The following is a 14,739-nucleotide window of genomic DNA, read 5'->3' as shown; positions in this document are numbered from 1 at the left end:
CCCGGCGCGCGGTTGCGGCAGGATTATGTCGCAGCAGAGTTCGGCGCCAGCCACGTGCCGGTGCGCGAGGCTTTTCGCGCACTGCAGAAGCAGGGCCTGGCAGAGAGCGAGCCCTGGCGTGGGTTCCGCGTCACCGAATTCGATATCGCCGAATTGCGCGAGGTCGCGGAGATGCGGGCAAGCCTGGAATCGCTCGCCCTGCGTCATGCCGCGCCAAACCTGACGCGGGCAATTCTCGATGAGGCGGAAGAGGTTACCCGCCATGGCGATCGCGCCGGCAATGTCCGGGACTGGGAGGCCGCGAACCGCAGATTTCATCATCTGATCCTCACACCGTGCCACATGCCGCGCTTGCTGCGCACGATCGACGACCTGCAGGCGGCGAGCGCACGCTTCCTGTTTGCCGCGTGGCGCAGCGACTGGGAGGCGCGCACAGACCACGACCACCGTGCCATCCTTGATGCCCTGCGGAAGGGTCAGACCGAATTTGCCTGTTCGACCCTGGCACGCCACGTAGGCTGGATCGGCAAGCGCAAGCCGACATCAAAAAATGGCGATCTCAGAGAGACTTATGAGATTCCTGGCTGATTATCTATAATCTGTATTGATCGCATGGAGATGTCTCCGAAATTATAGATAGCGTCGAAACCTATCTTCGGAGAACCGCCTCATGGCTTTGCTCACCCCCACCCTGACCCGCCCGGCATCGCTCTGGCGCGGTGCAGCCCTTACGCTCTTCGGCGCTGTGCTGATCACGATCGGCGCCAAGGTGCAGATCCCGTTCTGGCCCGTGCCGATGACACTGCACACGCTCGCGGTGTTCTTTCTGGCCGCGGCGCTCGGTCCCCGTCTCGGCTTTATGGCCATGGCCGCCTATCTAGCCGCCGGGGCGGTGGGCCTTCCGGTATTTTCCGGCTCGCCGGCGCGCGGGATCGGGCTTGCCTACATGGCGGGGCCGACCGGCGGCTATCTCATCGGCTACCTGCTCTCGACCCTCGTGATCGGCAGGCTGGCCGAAGGAAATGGCCCGATGCGGCTGGCGCTGGCGATGCTCGCCGGTCTCGCCGTGGTCTATGCCTTCGGCCTAGCATGGCTCGCATTGTTCGTGCCGGCCCCTGGCCTGATCGCCGCCGGCCTTGCCCCGTTCATCCTCGGCGATCTGATCAAGATCGCGCTGGCGGTTTCCCTGATCACCGGCCTCGGCCGCCTCAAGGGTCGCGTGGCATGACTGGCGAGAAGTTCAGAACCGACTGGACCATGGACGAGGCGCGGGCGATCCATGCCCAACCCTTTGCGGACCTGATCCACCGGGCGCAGACCCTGCATCGCGCCCATTTCGACCCGACCGCGATCGAGACGGCGAGCCTTCTCAGCGTCAAGACCGGCGGCTGCCCGGAGGATTGCGGCTATTGCTCGCAATCGGCCCACCACCGGACCGGCGTGAAGGCGACGAAGCTAATGGCGACCGACGATGTGCTGGCAGCCGCCCGGCGCGCCAGGGACGCCGGCGCGCAGCGCTTCTGCATGGGGGCTGCCTGGCGCAGCCCCAAGGACCGCGACATGGACACGCTCTGCGCCATGGTGCAGGGCGTTTCCGAACTCGGGCTCGAAACCTGCATGACGCTCGGCATGCTGAAGCCCGATCAGGTGGCGCGGCTGAAGGCGGCCGGGCTCGATTTCTACAACCACAATATCGATACCTCGCCGGACTATTACCGCGAGATCGCCACCACGCGGACGATGGCGGACCGGCTGGAGACGGTCGAGCATGTCCGCAAGGGCGGCATCAGGGTCTGTTGCGGCGGGATCGTCGGCATGGGCGAAACGGAAGAGGATCGCATCGCCATGCTGGTGACGCTCGCGACCCTGCCCACCCATCCCGACAGCGTGCCTGTCAACCTGTGGAACCCGGTCGAGGGCGTGCCGGTGCAGGAAACCGCAAGACCGGTCGATCCGTTCGCGCTCGTCCGTCTCGTGGCGCTCGCGCGCATCCTGATGCCGGCCTCCGTGGTGCGGCTCTCCGCGGGCCGCACGGGGATGAGCGACGAGTTGCAGGCGCTCTGCTTCCTTGCCGGCGCGAATTCCATTTTCGTTGGCGATCAGTTGCTGACGACCGGCAACCCCGCGGCCTGGAAGGACCACGACCTGTTGCAACGGCTCGGGATGCATGTTGCGCCCGCCAGGCCGCAAGGCTCCGCCATGGCGGCCGAGTAGCTCAATCGGGTAGGCTTCGGGCGAGGATATCCACCGCCCGGGCAATCTGTCCCTCGTCAAGCGCCGCATAGCCGAGACGAAGGGCCTGCGGCGCGGCGCGATCAAGGGCGAAACGCGTTCCGGGCAGCAGTGCAAGCCCGGCCGCACCGGCCCGCTCCGCCCAGGCGTCGGCGGAGACATTCTCGCAGTGCAGCCACAGCGCCAGCCCGCCCGCAGGTCGATCGAAGAAGATCCGCCCGCCCAGTTGCGCCGACAGAGCAGACGCCAGGACGTCGCGCCGGGCCCGGTAAATGCGACGGGCCTTCCGCGCATGGCGGCCGAGATCGCCGTCGCGGATCAGGTCCGCCAGCGCGGCCTCGAGCGGCGCGTCGCCCTGCCGGTCGATCGCCGCACGGGCGGCCGCCATGCGGGTAAGCAGCGGCTCCGGGGCCATGGCATAGCCGAGGCGAATACCGGGCGAGAGCAGTTTGGAGAGCGAGCCCACATAGATCAGCGGCAGGCCTGCCGGGGCCCGGGCCGCAAGCGGCAGGACCGGGCGCCCCTCGAAGCGGTACTCGTGATCGTAGTCATCCTCGATCAGCGTGATGCCGTGACGCTCGACGCTGTCCAGAAGCTGCAGCCGCCGCGCCGCGCCCATGGTGACCGTGGTCGGATACTGGTGATGGGGCGTGACATAGACCGCCGCGATGCACGGATCGCTTTCAAGCGCCGCCTCAAGCGCCGCGACCGACAGCCCGCCTGCATCGACGGGAATGCCCCGGACGGCAGCGCCCGCGGCCCGGAAGGCCTCCCAGGCCAGCGGGTAGCCGGGTTCTTCCACGGCAATCGCCTGACCGGGCTTCACCGCCGCCCTGGCTGCCAGGAACAGCGCCATCTGGCTGCCGCGCGTGATCAGCAGCCGTGCCGGATCGGCGACCACGCCCCGGTCCGTGGCGAGATAGGACGACAGCGCGTGACGCAGGACCGGCGTGCCCCGGGCATCGCCATAATCCGCGCCGCTGCGGAAGGCTGGAGACAGCAAGGCACGGCGGAAGGCGCGTGCCAGCGCCTTGTCCGGCACCAGCCTCGGATCGGGAGCACCATCGCTGAAGGCCAGACGCGGGCGGACGGTTGCGGGCTCTCCGGGCACGGACACCGAAACCGGCTCCGCCATGCTGTCGGGCAGATCCTCGGCGACAAATGTGCCGCGTGCGGGTTCCGCATGGAGCCAGCCCTGCGTCATGAGCTCCTGATAGGCGGCGTCAACCGTATTGCGGTGAACGCCGAGCTGGCGCGCCAGCGCCCGCGTCCCCGGCAGACGGGGGCCGGGTTTCAGGCGGCCACGCATGATGTCACGGGTGATCGCGTCGGCAATCGCCAGAAACAGCGGGCCGGAAGGCTCCTTCTCGATATCCAGCGCAAGCGGCTCCGATGCCATCACAACCGGCCTATCCAAAGTTTCAAAACTGGCACTTTTGTTCAGGCCGGATATTCGCGAGACACATGGAAAAACGCAAGAGGCCCCCATGTCGAAATCCGCCCTGATCCTGCGCCATCTCGCTTTCGAGGACCTTGGCAGCTTTGGCCCGGTGCTTGACGAAGAAGGCTATCGTATCAACCATGTCGAAGCTGGCATCGATGCCTTGCCGGATTCGCGCGACCCCGATCTCGTGGTGGTGCTCGGCGGTCCGATCGGTGTGAATGACGCCGATGCTTATCCTTGCATGAAGACAGAGCGCGACTGGCTGGCACCGCGTCTGGTTAGCCGCCGCCCGACGCTCGGCATCTGCCTTGGCGCGCAGCTCATGGCGGCGGCGCTGGGCGCGAAGGTCGCCCCAATGCCCCGCAAGGAAATCGGCTTTTCCGCCCTGACGCTGACAGATGCCGGCATCAACAGCCCGCTTCGTCACCTTCGGGATGTGCCCGTTCTCCACTGGCACGGCGAAGCCTTCGATATCCCGGATGGAGCGGATACTCTCGCAGGAACGGCGGCCTCAGCGACGCAGGCCTTTGCCATGGGCGCAACTGTTCTGGCGCTGCAATTCCACCCCGAAGCAGGCGAACTGCCCGCCTTCGAGCGCTGGCTCATCGGCCACAGTGTGGAACTTGCTCAGGCCGACATCGACCCGGCCAGCCTGCGTCGCGACGCCATCGCTCATGGTCCAGCACTGAGGCATGCTGGCCAATCCATGTTGCGGGCATGGCTGCAGGACTTGCCGGCATGACCATGATCACCCTTCTGACCGGGCGCGCCAGACCTCTGGCGGGAAGCGACGCGCAAAGCGGCATCATGAAGACGCCGGTGAACAGGCCGCTTCGCCTCGGCTCTGAAGGGTTCGAAGGCGACGAGCAGGCGGACCGACGGGTTCACGGCGGCGGCGAAAAGGCGGTGCATCATTACCCGCTGGATCATTATCCGCTCTGGCGTGAAGAACTCGGCGATCTGCCGGTACTTGCCGATCCCGGCGGATTTGGCGAGAACATCTCGGCATCCGGCCCCACCGAAAACACCGTCGCAGTGGGAGATGTTTTCCGGCTGGGCACGGCACTCATGCAGGTCTCGCAGGGGCGACAGCCCTGCTGGAAACTCAATCATCGCTTCGAGGTGCCTGACATGGCCCGCCGCGTGCAGCAGACCGGCCGCACCGGCTGGTATTATCGCGTGCTGGAAGACGGCCTCGTGAAGACCGGAGATCGGCTTGAACTGGTGGACCGCGTCGCACCGGACTGGACGCTCCACCGGCTCTGGCATGCGCTTTATGTCGACCGGCTGAACCTGGACGAACTGAAGGGCATAGCAGCCCTCGACGTGCTGGCCGAAGGCTGGCGGAAATATGCGGTGCGGCGGCTCGAGAGCGGTCGGGTGGAGGATTGGCGCAAGAGACTGGACGGCACTCCATGACCTCTCCTCCCTTCGTGATATCGATCCAGAGTCAGGTCGTGTTCGGCCATGTCGGCAATTCCGCAGCCGTGTTTCCGATGCAGGCCGCCGGACTCGAGGTGGCGGCGATCCCGACGGTCATCTTCTCCAACACGCCCGACTATCCGACGTTGCGCGGGCGGGCGCTGCCGCCGGAATTCTTCTCAGACCTGTTGCAGGGTGCACGCGAGCGCGGCCTGCCGGAACGCGCGGATTTCATCCTGACAGGCTATATCGGCTCGCTCGATGTGGCGCTGATGGTCGCAGATTTCGTGGCCGAGGCCAAGGCCGTCAATCCACGCCTTGTCTATCTCTGCGATCCGGTGATGGGCGACACAGGCCCCGGCCTCTATGTGCCGGAGGCGATCGCCGACGTCATGCGCGACCGATTGCTGCCGATGGCCGATATCGCGACGCCGAACCCGTTCGAAGTGAGCTGGCTGACCGGGCAGCCGATCGCGTCCATGGCGGACCTCAAAGCCGCGCGAGCCTTTCTCCCCATCGCGTCCGGCGCCTATCTTATCGCCACGGGGTGCACGCTCGACGATACGCCCGCCGGCCATATCGAAAGCGTCATACTCGGAGCCGCCGACGCAAGCCGTCATCCGGTGGAGCACCTGCCGGTCGTGCTTCCGGGCACGGGCGATCTGTTTGCCGGGCTGATCGTCGCGGGGCTCGCACGCGGATTTCCCCTGACGCAAAGCGTCGAGGCAGCGCAGCGCCTCACATCGCGCGCGCTGGACCACGCCCGTGCCCTCGGCGCCGGCGAAGTGGTGTTGAGCGAACCGGAGTTCCGCCGCGAGCTTCTGACGCTCGGTTTTTGAATGAGGATTATTTCATCTGAACTGAGAAGACTTCAGTGTTCACTGAGGTGAATTAGCAATATCGAACTGAGGGTTTTGTAAAAAGTGGATGCTCATGCTCGATCGATATGACGTACTCCTCCAGAAATTGAGCGCCCCATTGTGGCTCCGGCAGTACCGGCTCGGTTCATACCTGAAAGAAACCTTTCTGATCGGTCAGCCTGCCGAATACTATGGTTGCCCGCCCGCTCTCATTCCCATCACCTCGAATGGTAGCTTGCCGGAATATGAAGGTATCTGGATGCGCTGGTTCTGTGACGAGCCGGACGATATCCGACGCTATGTCTGCGCAGGCCCGGAGGACCAATTCCTGCTGGAGGAGATCGCTCTTGATGATGAGCAATTTGCGAACTGGCTATTGGTCCGGGCGCTCGTTTACACGGATGGGGACGATGAGACGGGAGAAATAGCGTCATTTCGTAAGGCGGCCGGGATTTCGGGTCGTCAATTTGCTGAAATAGACGCACATACCCTCGAATTCGGTGACGATCCGGAAAAGCTGGACAAGCTCGCCGCGTATACTGGACGCGTGCCCATTGGCATCGGCGAACGACGGGCTGCGCCGTTGGCGATCAGCCTGTCCGGTTTATCTGACGAGAATGCAAATGATGTCGCCTATTTCGAGCTCAGTGAGCACGGGCGCTCGTGGCTGAGAAATGGGGCATCTCAACTGCCGCCTTGGCTTGTCGCGAATGCGCCGCTGAACCAGGTTTTCGGAGAGTACCTTAAAAGCGGTCGTCTAAAGGAAGCCTGGTTGACCCTTAACAGTACGGGTTGGTCGATTGGAGAAGCCCGCAGCGCCGCTCTTGCCCTTGCCAGGGCAGCAGACGAGCCGCTGTTCACACTCCAAATGCGGGCTTGGGTGGCGTTCACGCTCGATGAAGAAGAATTCATTCCGGACGATGAATTGAGTACCCGCGAATATGAAAACTACGATTATTGAGATGATCGGCTGGAAGATGCGTCCCTTGAAATGCGCGTCTCCGCCAAGGCTCAAAACGGCAGGCCCGCGCGGATGAGCAAAGCGGAAGCCACCATTTTCATTTTCGCCATCGTCTTGCTTATCGGTGTCGGCTGGCTGACGATATTTCTCTACATCAAGAGCCGCCTGTCGGCGGTGAGGCACAGCAGGATCGAGACCGCAGGAGAGGTCGCGAATATTCCGTTGGTCGCCGCATTTTCGGGCTGGCGGGGCGTACCCTGGATTTGCTGGTCATCGAGCGACCTGAAGCCAACGCTTATTTTGCACGCCGACCATATCGAGTGCCGTGTAATCAGGCGGCGCAGGAAACCCTATGACGTGGTTTCCCGTGTGGACTACCGACAAACTGTCGGGACGGCCAACATCGTGCTGGAGTTTTCGGATTCTCTGTCGAGCTTCGTCGGCAACACGGGCAACAGGGATATCGCACGCGACGCGATCAAACGGCTTGCAGAGAAGGGCTGCCCCCTGTCGGCTAGGGCGAGCGACCTGCTTGATCGCTGAAATTTTGTCCGGTCGAGGGAAAGACGTTCCTCACGTGTAGTGATCCGCCATGAAATCCCGTGCAAGACTTTCTTGGTCCCCGATTCTGGCGGGAGCGATGAGGATGCCGACGCCATCCACCAAGGGCACGACCCAGGCGAGCATGCCGCGCGGCCTTCTCCGCAACCTTCGTTCGTCGCCCGCGAGGAGACCCACAAGGAAATCAGCTTCATCTGGGATGGGTTTGGTGCCCCTGTCCATCACCAGCATTGGCTGGTGCCCGAAATCCCATCGCCCGTAGGCAAAATACGCCTCTCTCATCGCAACTTCATGATCCGCCGAGACAAGCCAAAGCCGCTCTTTGAGCAGCAGCTTGCGCATACGGCCTAATAAATCGGGTCGATTACCAGTCTCCAGCAATTGGTGGCCGGCCGAGCGGAATGGCTCGGCGTCCGAGGAAAGAAAACTCAGGCGACCGAATCGTAACAGGCACCGTGTGCAGGCGTCGAGTTCATGATCTGTCGGGCTGCCGCAAAATGGATTGATGAACTCCTCGCCGACGAATGTCTCCCATCGCCAACCAAGAGCGCCGACCGCCTCCGGCCAATCCCGTCGAGAAGCGGCAAGGAGTGGATCCTCTTCCAAAAGGCGTAGCGCCGTAACCCTTACGGAGCCGTCGGATATCTCGTTCATGTCCCCTGCGTACTACGCACTGCCCGCCGATCCAAGCAATGGCGAAATGAGAAATACTGCGGATCGGCTGAGATGACTTCAGTTTAGCGCTTCCCGAAGATGCTTATGATTTCGAGCAGGGAATTGGGGATCCTCACGATGAAAGCTTATCGTCTGCTGACCGGCGTCGATGACGCTGCATTCTGCCACCGCATTACTGAGGCCCTCAACCTGGGCTGGAGACTGCACGGGAGCCCGGTCCTGACCTACGACGGCGTGCGTCAGGCCGTGATTTGCGGGCAGGCGATCACGAAGGATGTTCCTGACCGCAGTTACGAGCCTTCGATGGATCTTTCCCAACAATAGAAGGGCGACGGAATGACCTCATTCATCACATTGCCAGGTATCGGCGGTTCCGGTGAAACCCACTGGCAAACGCATTGGGAGGCGTCAGACCCTTGCTTTACCCGGTTCCATCCTTCCGACTGGGACAAGCCCCATCTTGCAGACTGGCAAGACGCGCTGGAAAGGCAAATTGACAATTCGTCATCGCCGCCTGTTCTCGTCGCGCATAGTCTGGCCTGCCTGCTCGTCGCGCACGCGGCAGAGACGGTCGCGGGCCGGGTTATGGGTGCTTTTCTGGTCGCAGTCCCTGATCCTGCCTCCGCTGCATTCCCGGCAGCAGCGGCCAGCTTCGCAAACCCGCCACGCCATCGCCTGCCGTTTCCGACCCTCATCGTCGCAAGCGCCAACGACCCTTATGCCACCCCTGACTATGTGAAAGAACGCGCCGAGGAATGGGGCGCCGGTTTCGTTGAGATCGGCTCGTGCGGTCATATCAACGGCGCAAGCGGCCTCGGTATCTGGGACCAAGGGCGGATGCTCTTCGGTGCATTCTGCGCTGGCCTGAGGTCCTGACATGGATGCCTTTTCCGCCGCTGCCGCCTTTTCGATCGCCGCCGCTCTTTTGACAATTACGCCTGGGCTGGACACGGCCATGGTCTTGCGCACTGCCACTGTTGAGGGCGGCAAACAGGCCATGCAGGCTGGCGCCGGGGTCGTAACAGGTGTTCTGGCGTGGGGACTGTTGGCTTCGGCGGGTCTCGGAGCCGTTCTCACCGTATCGGAAGTCGGCTACCGGCTTCTTCAATATCTCGGCGCTGGCTACATCATCTGGCTGGGCGCGCGGATGATCCGGAGCGCAATCCGCAGAACCGTCGAGGAGGGAGGGGCGCTTTACAGCGTGCCGGCAGGCAAATCGGCCAATAAAAGTGCCAACTGGTTCTGGCGCGGTCTGATGACCAATCTTCTCAATCCGAAAGTCGGCGTGTTTTACGTCAGCTTCCTGCCGCAGTTCATTCCACAGGATGTCCCGGTTGTCATGTTCAGCATGGCCCTGGCGGCTATTCATGCGCTTATGGGGCTCATCTGGTTCGCGGCCATCACGGCGGCGACGCGGCCATTCACGCGCGTTTTCCATAGTTCACTATTCAAGCGTGGCGTCGATGGAGTGACTGGCTCGGTCCTGATCGCCTTCGGTGTCCGGCTGGCTTTCGAAGAGCGGGATTGATCAGGTATGGATACGAATACCACGGCCCTTTTGGTCGCCGCCGGTCTTGTTGGCGGAGCCTGCAATGCAGTCGCCGGGGGCGGCACTTTCTTTACTTTTCCGGCGCTCCTTGCGGCTGGCGTTCCTCCGGTCGTCGCCAATGCCACAAGTGCGATTTCGATCTGGCCTGGACATGCGACCAGCCTGTTCGGTTATCGGGAGGAATTGCGCCGGAATGCAGGGCGATTGAAATCCAGCGCGCCTGCTTTCGTTCTCGGTTCCCTTATCGGCGCGGTACTTCTTTCGATCACTGGGAATGCAATATTCCGCCAGCTTATACCATGGCTTTTGCTTGTCGCGACGATCCTGTTCGCACTCGGCCCTAGGCTACGCTCCTGGATAAGAAGGGACCGCCCCGGAATGCTGCCGAGGCCAGTCATCTTTGCGACAGATCTGCTCGTCGCAATCTATGGCGGATATTTCGGTGCGGGCCTCGGTATCCTGCTCATGGCTGTTCTGACGTTGATCGGGCTTAGCGACGTGAACGAGGCCAACGCGGTAAAAAATGCACTGGCAACAATCGTCTCGAGTCTCGCGGTCACAGTTTTCATTGCCACAGGGATCATAGCCTGGGGGCCCGCATTCGCGGTTCTGGTAGGCGCTATTGCGGGCGGCTATCTCGGTGCGCGCTTCGCTCGCTGGATCAATCCGACCATCCTGCGCGGCATCGTCATTGCCGTCGGGTTTGGCCTGACCTGGTTCTATTTCTGATATGCGGCGGTCAGAGGAACAGAGTGGGGAGCGGCGCGTCTACGGTCTGATACTGGTTGGCGCAGGAACCGTGCTCTGGAGCCTTGCTGGCCTGTTCGTACGCGCAATTGATCTTGGGCTTTGGGATCTGATCCTGTGGCGTTCTCTCTTCGCCTGCCTTTGCCTTGTTGCCATCGCCATCGCAAGGCCGGCGGAAGCGGTGCGTTTCGACTGGCGCTTCTGCCTGGCCGCCTGCTTCTCCGCCACCGCAATGTTCTGCTATGTCGCCGCACTCACGATGACGACGGTCGCAAACGTTTTGATCATCTACGCGACACTTCCCTTCGTGACAGCCGCATTGGCCTTCGCGGTCGGTCGGGAAGCGGCCTCGCGACGCCTGTTGATGGCGAGCACGGTATCTATGATCGGGATCGTGTTCGTTGCAGGCACGGCACTGGCGGCGAGCGATATCAAGGGTAACTTGCTGGCCTTCGCAATGACGCTGAGCTTTGGCGCGCTTCTCATCGTCACACGCCGTAATCGAGCCCTGAATCTCATTCACGTGAATGCCGCGGGAGCAGCGTTGTGTGCGATCGCGGCATTCCCATTCTCATCCGGCCAGCTTCCGGGGGGCGGTGCGCTCGGATTGATATTCATGCTGGCCTTTCTCACGACCGCGCTCGCATTCCTGTTATTTCTTGCAGGTGGACGCCATGTCGCTTCGTCGGAGTCGGCTTTGATCGCACTTCTGGATGTGGTTCTCGGTCCGCTTTGGGTTTGGTTAGCCTTCGCCGAAGATCCGGGGAAATCGGCGATCGCAGGTGGTCTTATCGTAGTGGCAGCAGTGGTCTGGTATTTCTGGCCGTCCCTGCGCCGGTCTCGATCCTGAAGCGATCGACTATGCGCCTGATCGCGGGAAGCGCCTGCTCAAGATCTTCAGAGGATGGCGCACCGATACAAAGACGGATTCCGGAGCTAATGCCGTTTGCGGAGGTTGAAGACGGCGGCGTAACCAGAATGCCCAAGGCCTTCGCCGCAGTCTCGAGTGCCCCGGCATGGGAATGGCCTAGCGGAACCCACAGATGATAACCGACATGGACAGGTTGGCGTACAGCTTGCCCCAACAAGTCCGTTGCCATCGCACGGCGGCGAATGGCTTCTTCCTGTATAGCCGTGCTGATGGCATCGGCCGTTCCATCGAGAAGCCATTGTTCCATGACCGAGCAACTCAGCGGACTGATCATCAGCCCGCTGGCATGCATCGCGGTTTCCGCGCGGTCCAGCCATGCCGGCGGAACCACGAGACCGCCAATCCGCAAAGCCGGGTTGAGGGTCTTCGAAAGGCTGTTGATATAAAAGACATGCTCAGGCGCAAGGCTCGCGATCGGCGGATAGTCCGGGTCGGGCGCGAGGGCATAAACGTCGTCCTCGATCACGATGATGCCTGACTTGCGGCAGATTAGCGCGATCGCGCTCCTTCTCGCTTTGCTCATCGAACTCGTGGTCGGGTTCTGCATCGTCGGCGTGAGATAGACTGCCGCGTTGCTGCCGCGACTTGTCGCGAGTTCCCGTTCAAGCTGATCCGGCAGCATGCCTTCGTCATCCATAGCAATTGAAGTGAGCTTGACGCCAAGATGGCGCGCAACGTTGATCAAGCCGGGATAGGTCTGTTCCTCCACATAGAGCGTACCGCCGGGACCGCAGAGCGTGGAGAGGCTGACGGACAGCGCGTGCTGCGCACCATTCGTCAGAAGCAGGCAGGAAGGATCGGCGTCCAGACCGAGACGGCGAAACCAGCGCGCCATTTCTTGGCGGAACCTCTGATGCCCGGTTACGGGCGGATAGGTATTGAAAACATCCGCGTCGATACGCCTGGCGATCGCGTTGAGAGATCGGGACAGAAGCCTCTCGCTGATGACGGCGGGCGGCGCGTTGCGCGAAAGATCGATGACGTCGCCTCTGCGGGCTTCGGTAACGGCCACGAACGTGCCCCGTCCCTTGACCGAGCGCAGCAGGCCGCGCCGCTCCAGGATTCCGTAGGCCTTCGTCACCGTGCCAAGGCCGATGCCGAGACGCCAGGCAAGATCGCGGTGGGCCGGAAGCCTGTCTCCAACCTCCAATCGCCCGGCTGCGATGTCCTCCGACACGGCGGCGACGAGCCGATCGCATGGAGAGTCCATGTCACCAGTAAGGCGAGGTTGCCAGGGTGATTGTAGACGCATGTGAGTCTCCCGATAGTGTCATGTTACGCTTTTGCATTTTACGGGAAGTGTAACATCAAATAGTATTGGCTATCACGAAAAATCTTTTGCTCCGAGAAGAACGACATGGAGAACGCATCGAAACCCGGCCCTTTTGGCAAGGGTGTCCGCCTATGCGGGACATTGTTGGCGAACCGAGTTCTGAAAGTTGTCGATGAGGCTTTGGGTAAGAGGGCCAACGCTCCATTGGGCTCCAATCGCTGGCCCCTTGAGTTCGACGACGGGCTGGATCTCGATCGAAGTGCCGACAACGAAGACTTCATCTGCCGCGCACAACTCCTCCAGCGAGACTTTTCGCTCCTCGAGTTCCAGGCCAGCCTTCTGCGCGAGAGCGAAGACATGGCGTTTGGTGATGCTGTCGAGAAAACAGTCAGCTACCGGGGACACGAGCTTGCGACCCTCGACCATTATGATGTTCGTCGCGGTCGTTTCGGCAACATCTCCGTCGACGTCGAGCAGCAGGGCATCGTCGAAACCCTCGTCATTTGCGGCATGCCGCGCGAGCGTGCCGATCATGTAGAGGCCGGAACATTTGGAGGCCGTCGGCGCCGTATCGGCACGCGGACGCTTCCAGGAGGAGAGCTGAAGGCGAATACCCGTCGTGCTCCTTCCCTCGGCGGCCGGCGTCGGCCAATCCCAGGCGGCAATCGCAACGTGGATAGTGGCGTTGCGGGCGGCCACCGTCACGCTCTCGCTGCCGCGCCAGGCGATGGGACGGATATAGGCATCCTTCAATTCGTTCGCCCAGAGAACGGCTTCACATGCTTTGACGAGCTCAAGGCTAGAATAGGGAAGCGTGTACCCGACGATCTCGGCAGAACGCTGGAAGCGGGAGAAATGCGCGTTGGACAGGAATATACCTCCGTCATAGGCCCGAATTCCTTCGAACACGGCCCCGCCGGCATGCAGCGAATGGGTCATGACATGGAGCCGGGCTTCGTTCCAGGGAACGAGTGCTCCATCGAGCCAGATCAGGCCATCGCGATCATCGAAAGCAAGCACGTCACTCATAGCAATTTGGCCCCTTTGAAAGACACCCCATTGTCACCCAACATCCGTGCCTGGCGAGTGAGCAATCCTCAGAGAAAGCTGAGATTTCGTTGTTCGATGCCAAGTGCAGGAGGAGAACGGCGGCATCCGGCGAGGACGGAAAGTACGAGAGCGAGCGCGCCATGACCGAAACGATGCGATTGTCCGTGCCGCTGAATGCCCTGCGCGCTTTCGAGGCCGCCGCACGCCACATGTCGATCAAGGATGCGGCCGAAGAAATCGGCGTGACGCCCTCCGCCGTCAGTCATCAACTCAGGATCCTCGAGGATCTGCTCGGGGTGGAACTGATGCGCCGCGTGGGGCCGCGCCTGGAACTGACGGAGACCGGACGACTGTTGTCTCCGGATCTCACCGTCGGCTTCACGCGGATCATTCAGGCTGTCGCGACAGTGAAGCAGGAACGGAAGCTTGGTCCCTTGCGCCTGTCCATGCTGCCGACATTCGCGGTTCATTGGCTGTCGCCACGGATGGCGTCCTATCCATTTGCGAGGTCGGGCTTCGAACTTTTGATCTCTACGACCCAAACCGCCGTCGATCTTGGCGCCGGCGTTGCAGATGCTGCTGTGCGCCATGGTTCCGGGCAATGGGCTGGTGTTCTCTCCGAGCGCCTGTTCGACGAAAATGTGGCGTTGCTTGGCCGTCCGGATGACTGGCAAACGAATGACGAAATCGATATTCGCCAAGCCATCTCGCAAACCAACCTATTTCTGTCCCAGCATCGGCGCGAGGACTTCCAGCGTTGGAACGAAACGCTCCCGGGCGGTCCGACCCGCCCTGCGGCAGTCACAATCGTCGACTCTTCGGGCCTTGGCCTCAAGGCCGCGATCGACGGCGCAGGAATTACCTTTGCGGGCATCGAAATTGCCGCATGCGACATAGCCGCCGAACGGCTCGGCCCGATCATGCCGCACCAAGTGCCGGCAAACGCAGGCTATTACCTCTGCTATCCGCCGGCCCTTGAGCGCGACCGCCGCATCAGGAATGTCAGGACCTGGATGCTGGCAGAGGCCGCAAAG

At 62.0% G+C, this 14,739-nt stretch carries 18 protein-coding genes; 14 read left to right on the top strand and 4 right to left on the bottom strand.

Features of this window, described 5'->3' with window-relative positions:
- The 3 genes from B4E36_RS17470 to bioB form a co-directional block, all read left to right on the top strand.
- A partial coding sequence (locus B4E36_RS17470; protein ID WP_345900612.1) for a GntR family transcriptional regulator occupies nt 1-588 on the top strand: 588 nt, incomplete at its 5' end.
- 82 nt (nt 589-670) lie between these two features.
- Nucleotides 671-1,228 (top strand): biotin transporter BioY, encoded by a 558-nt coding sequence (locus tag B4E36_RS17465; protein WP_292059677.1) that lies wholly within the window; start codon nt 671-673, stop codon nt 1,226-1,228.
- Complete coding sequence (gene bioB, locus B4E36_RS17460; RefSeq protein ID WP_292059675.1) at nt 1,225-2,214, top strand: biotin synthase BioB; 990 nt, start codon at nt 1,225-1,227, stop codon at nt 2,212-2,214. The genes B4E36_RS17465 and bioB overlap by 4 nt, the downstream gene beginning before the upstream one ends.
- A gap of 1 nt (nt 2,215) precedes the next feature.
- Here the strand turns inward: bioB and B4E36_RS17455 are convergent, their stop codons facing one another.
- On the bottom strand, nt 2,216-3,631 hold the full coding sequence (locus B4E36_RS17455; RefSeq protein WP_292059673.1) for a PLP-dependent aminotransferase family protein: 1,416 nt from the start codon (nt 3,629-3,631) through the stop codon (nt 2,216-2,218).
- Nucleotides 3,632-3,719: 88 nt separating this feature from the next.
- Between B4E36_RS17455 and B4E36_RS17450 the strand changes: the two genes are divergently transcribed.
- From B4E36_RS17450 to B4E36_RS17430, 5 genes are all read left to right on the top strand, one after another.
- On the top strand, nt 3,720-4,418 hold the full coding sequence (locus B4E36_RS17450; protein WP_292059671.1) for a glutamine amidotransferase: 699 nt from the start codon (nt 3,720-3,722) through the stop codon (nt 4,416-4,418).
- Entirely contained in the window at nt 4,415-5,095 is a 681-nt protein-coding gene (locus B4E36_RS17445) for an MOSC domain-containing protein (RefSeq protein ID WP_292059669.1), read from the top strand. Before B4E36_RS17450 ends, B4E36_RS17445 begins: the two co-directional genes overlap by 4 nt.
- Entirely contained in the window at nt 5,092-5,937 is an 846-nt protein-coding gene (gene pdxY, locus B4E36_RS17440; protein WP_292059668.1) for a pyridoxal kinase, read from the top strand. Before B4E36_RS17445 ends, pdxY begins: the two co-directional genes overlap by 4 nt.
- Before the next feature lie 88 nt (nt 5,938-6,025).
- On the top strand, nt 6,026-6,919 hold the full coding sequence (locus B4E36_RS17435) for a hypothetical protein (protein ID WP_345900611.1): 894 nt from the start codon (nt 6,026-6,028) through the stop codon (nt 6,917-6,919).
- Nucleotides 6,920-6,949: 30 nt separating this feature from the next.
- Nucleotides 6,950-7,462 (top strand): hypothetical protein, encoded by a 513-nt coding sequence (locus tag B4E36_RS17430; RefSeq protein WP_292059666.1) that lies wholly within the window; start codon nt 6,950-6,952, stop codon nt 7,460-7,462.
- 30 nt (nt 7,463-7,492) lie between these two features.
- Here the strand turns inward: B4E36_RS17430 and B4E36_RS17425 are convergent, their stop codons facing one another.
- Nucleotides 7,493-8,134, bottom strand: a complete 642-nt coding sequence (locus B4E36_RS17425) for a hypothetical protein (protein ID WP_292059665.1) — start codon at nt 8,132-8,134, stop codon at nt 7,493-7,495.
- 138 nt (nt 8,135-8,272) lie between these two features.
- On the opposite strand from B4E36_RS17425, the gene B4E36_RS17420 reads away from it, so the two are divergent.
- The 5 genes from B4E36_RS17420 to B4E36_RS17400 are packed head-to-tail and all read left to right on the top strand — an operon-like array spanning nt 8,273 to nt 11,301.
- Nucleotides 8,273-8,479, top strand: a complete 207-nt coding sequence (locus B4E36_RS17420; RefSeq protein ID WP_292059664.1) for a DUF1737 domain-containing protein — start codon at nt 8,273-8,275, stop codon at nt 8,477-8,479.
- A 12-nt stretch (nt 8,480-8,491) separates the two neighbouring features.
- Nucleotides 8,492-9,031 (top strand): RBBP9/YdeN family alpha/beta hydrolase, encoded by a 540-nt coding sequence (locus B4E36_RS17415; protein ID WP_292059663.1) that lies wholly within the window; start codon nt 8,492-8,494, stop codon nt 9,029-9,031.
- Between the two features lies 1 nt (nt 9,032).
- Nucleotides 9,033-9,683, top strand: coding sequence for a LysE family translocator (locus tag B4E36_RS17410; protein WP_292059661.1), 651 nt, complete (start codon nt 9,033-9,035; stop codon nt 9,681-9,683).
- A gap of 6 nt (nt 9,684-9,689) precedes the next feature.
- On the top strand, nt 9,690-10,433 hold the full coding sequence (locus B4E36_RS17405; RefSeq protein ID WP_292059659.1) for a sulfite exporter TauE/SafE family protein: 744 nt from the start codon (nt 9,690-9,692) through the stop codon (nt 10,431-10,433).
- Between the two features lies 1 nt (nt 10,434).
- Nucleotides 10,435-11,301 carry a DMT family transporter gene (locus B4E36_RS17400; RefSeq protein WP_345900610.1) on the top strand — a complete coding sequence of 289 codons (867 nt, stop codon included), beginning with the start codon at nt 10,435-10,437 and terminating at the stop codon, nt 11,299-11,301.
- Here B4E36_RS17400 and B4E36_RS17395 read toward each other — a convergent pair.
- Nucleotides 11,240-12,634, bottom strand: coding sequence for a PLP-dependent aminotransferase family protein (locus B4E36_RS17395; RefSeq protein WP_292059655.1), 1,395 nt, complete (start codon nt 12,632-12,634; stop codon nt 11,240-11,242). The two genes, B4E36_RS17400 and B4E36_RS17395, sit on opposite strands and share 62 nt — an antisense overlap.
- Before the next feature lie 150 nt (nt 12,635-12,784).
- Nucleotides 12,785-13,684 (bottom strand): branched-chain amino acid transaminase, encoded by a 900-nt coding sequence (locus B4E36_RS17390; RefSeq protein WP_292059653.1) that lies wholly within the window; start codon nt 13,682-13,684, stop codon nt 12,785-12,787.
- A gap of 89 nt (nt 13,685-13,773) precedes the next feature.
- Between B4E36_RS17390 and B4E36_RS17385 the strand changes: the two genes are divergently transcribed.
- Nucleotides 13,774-14,739, top strand: a 966-nt coding sequence (locus B4E36_RS17385; protein ID WP_345900609.1) for a LysR substrate-binding domain-containing protein, incomplete at its 3' end; no start/stop codon positions are given.

This window comes from Martelella sp. UBA3392, assembly GCF_002358775.1.
GTDB classification, from domain to species: Bacteria; Pseudomonadota; Alphaproteobacteria; order Rhizobiales; family Rhizobiaceae; genus Martelella; species Martelella mediterranea.
The sequence above is the reverse complement of the archived record's forward strand: the minus strand, read 5'-3'. Positions and strand labels throughout refer to the sequence as shown.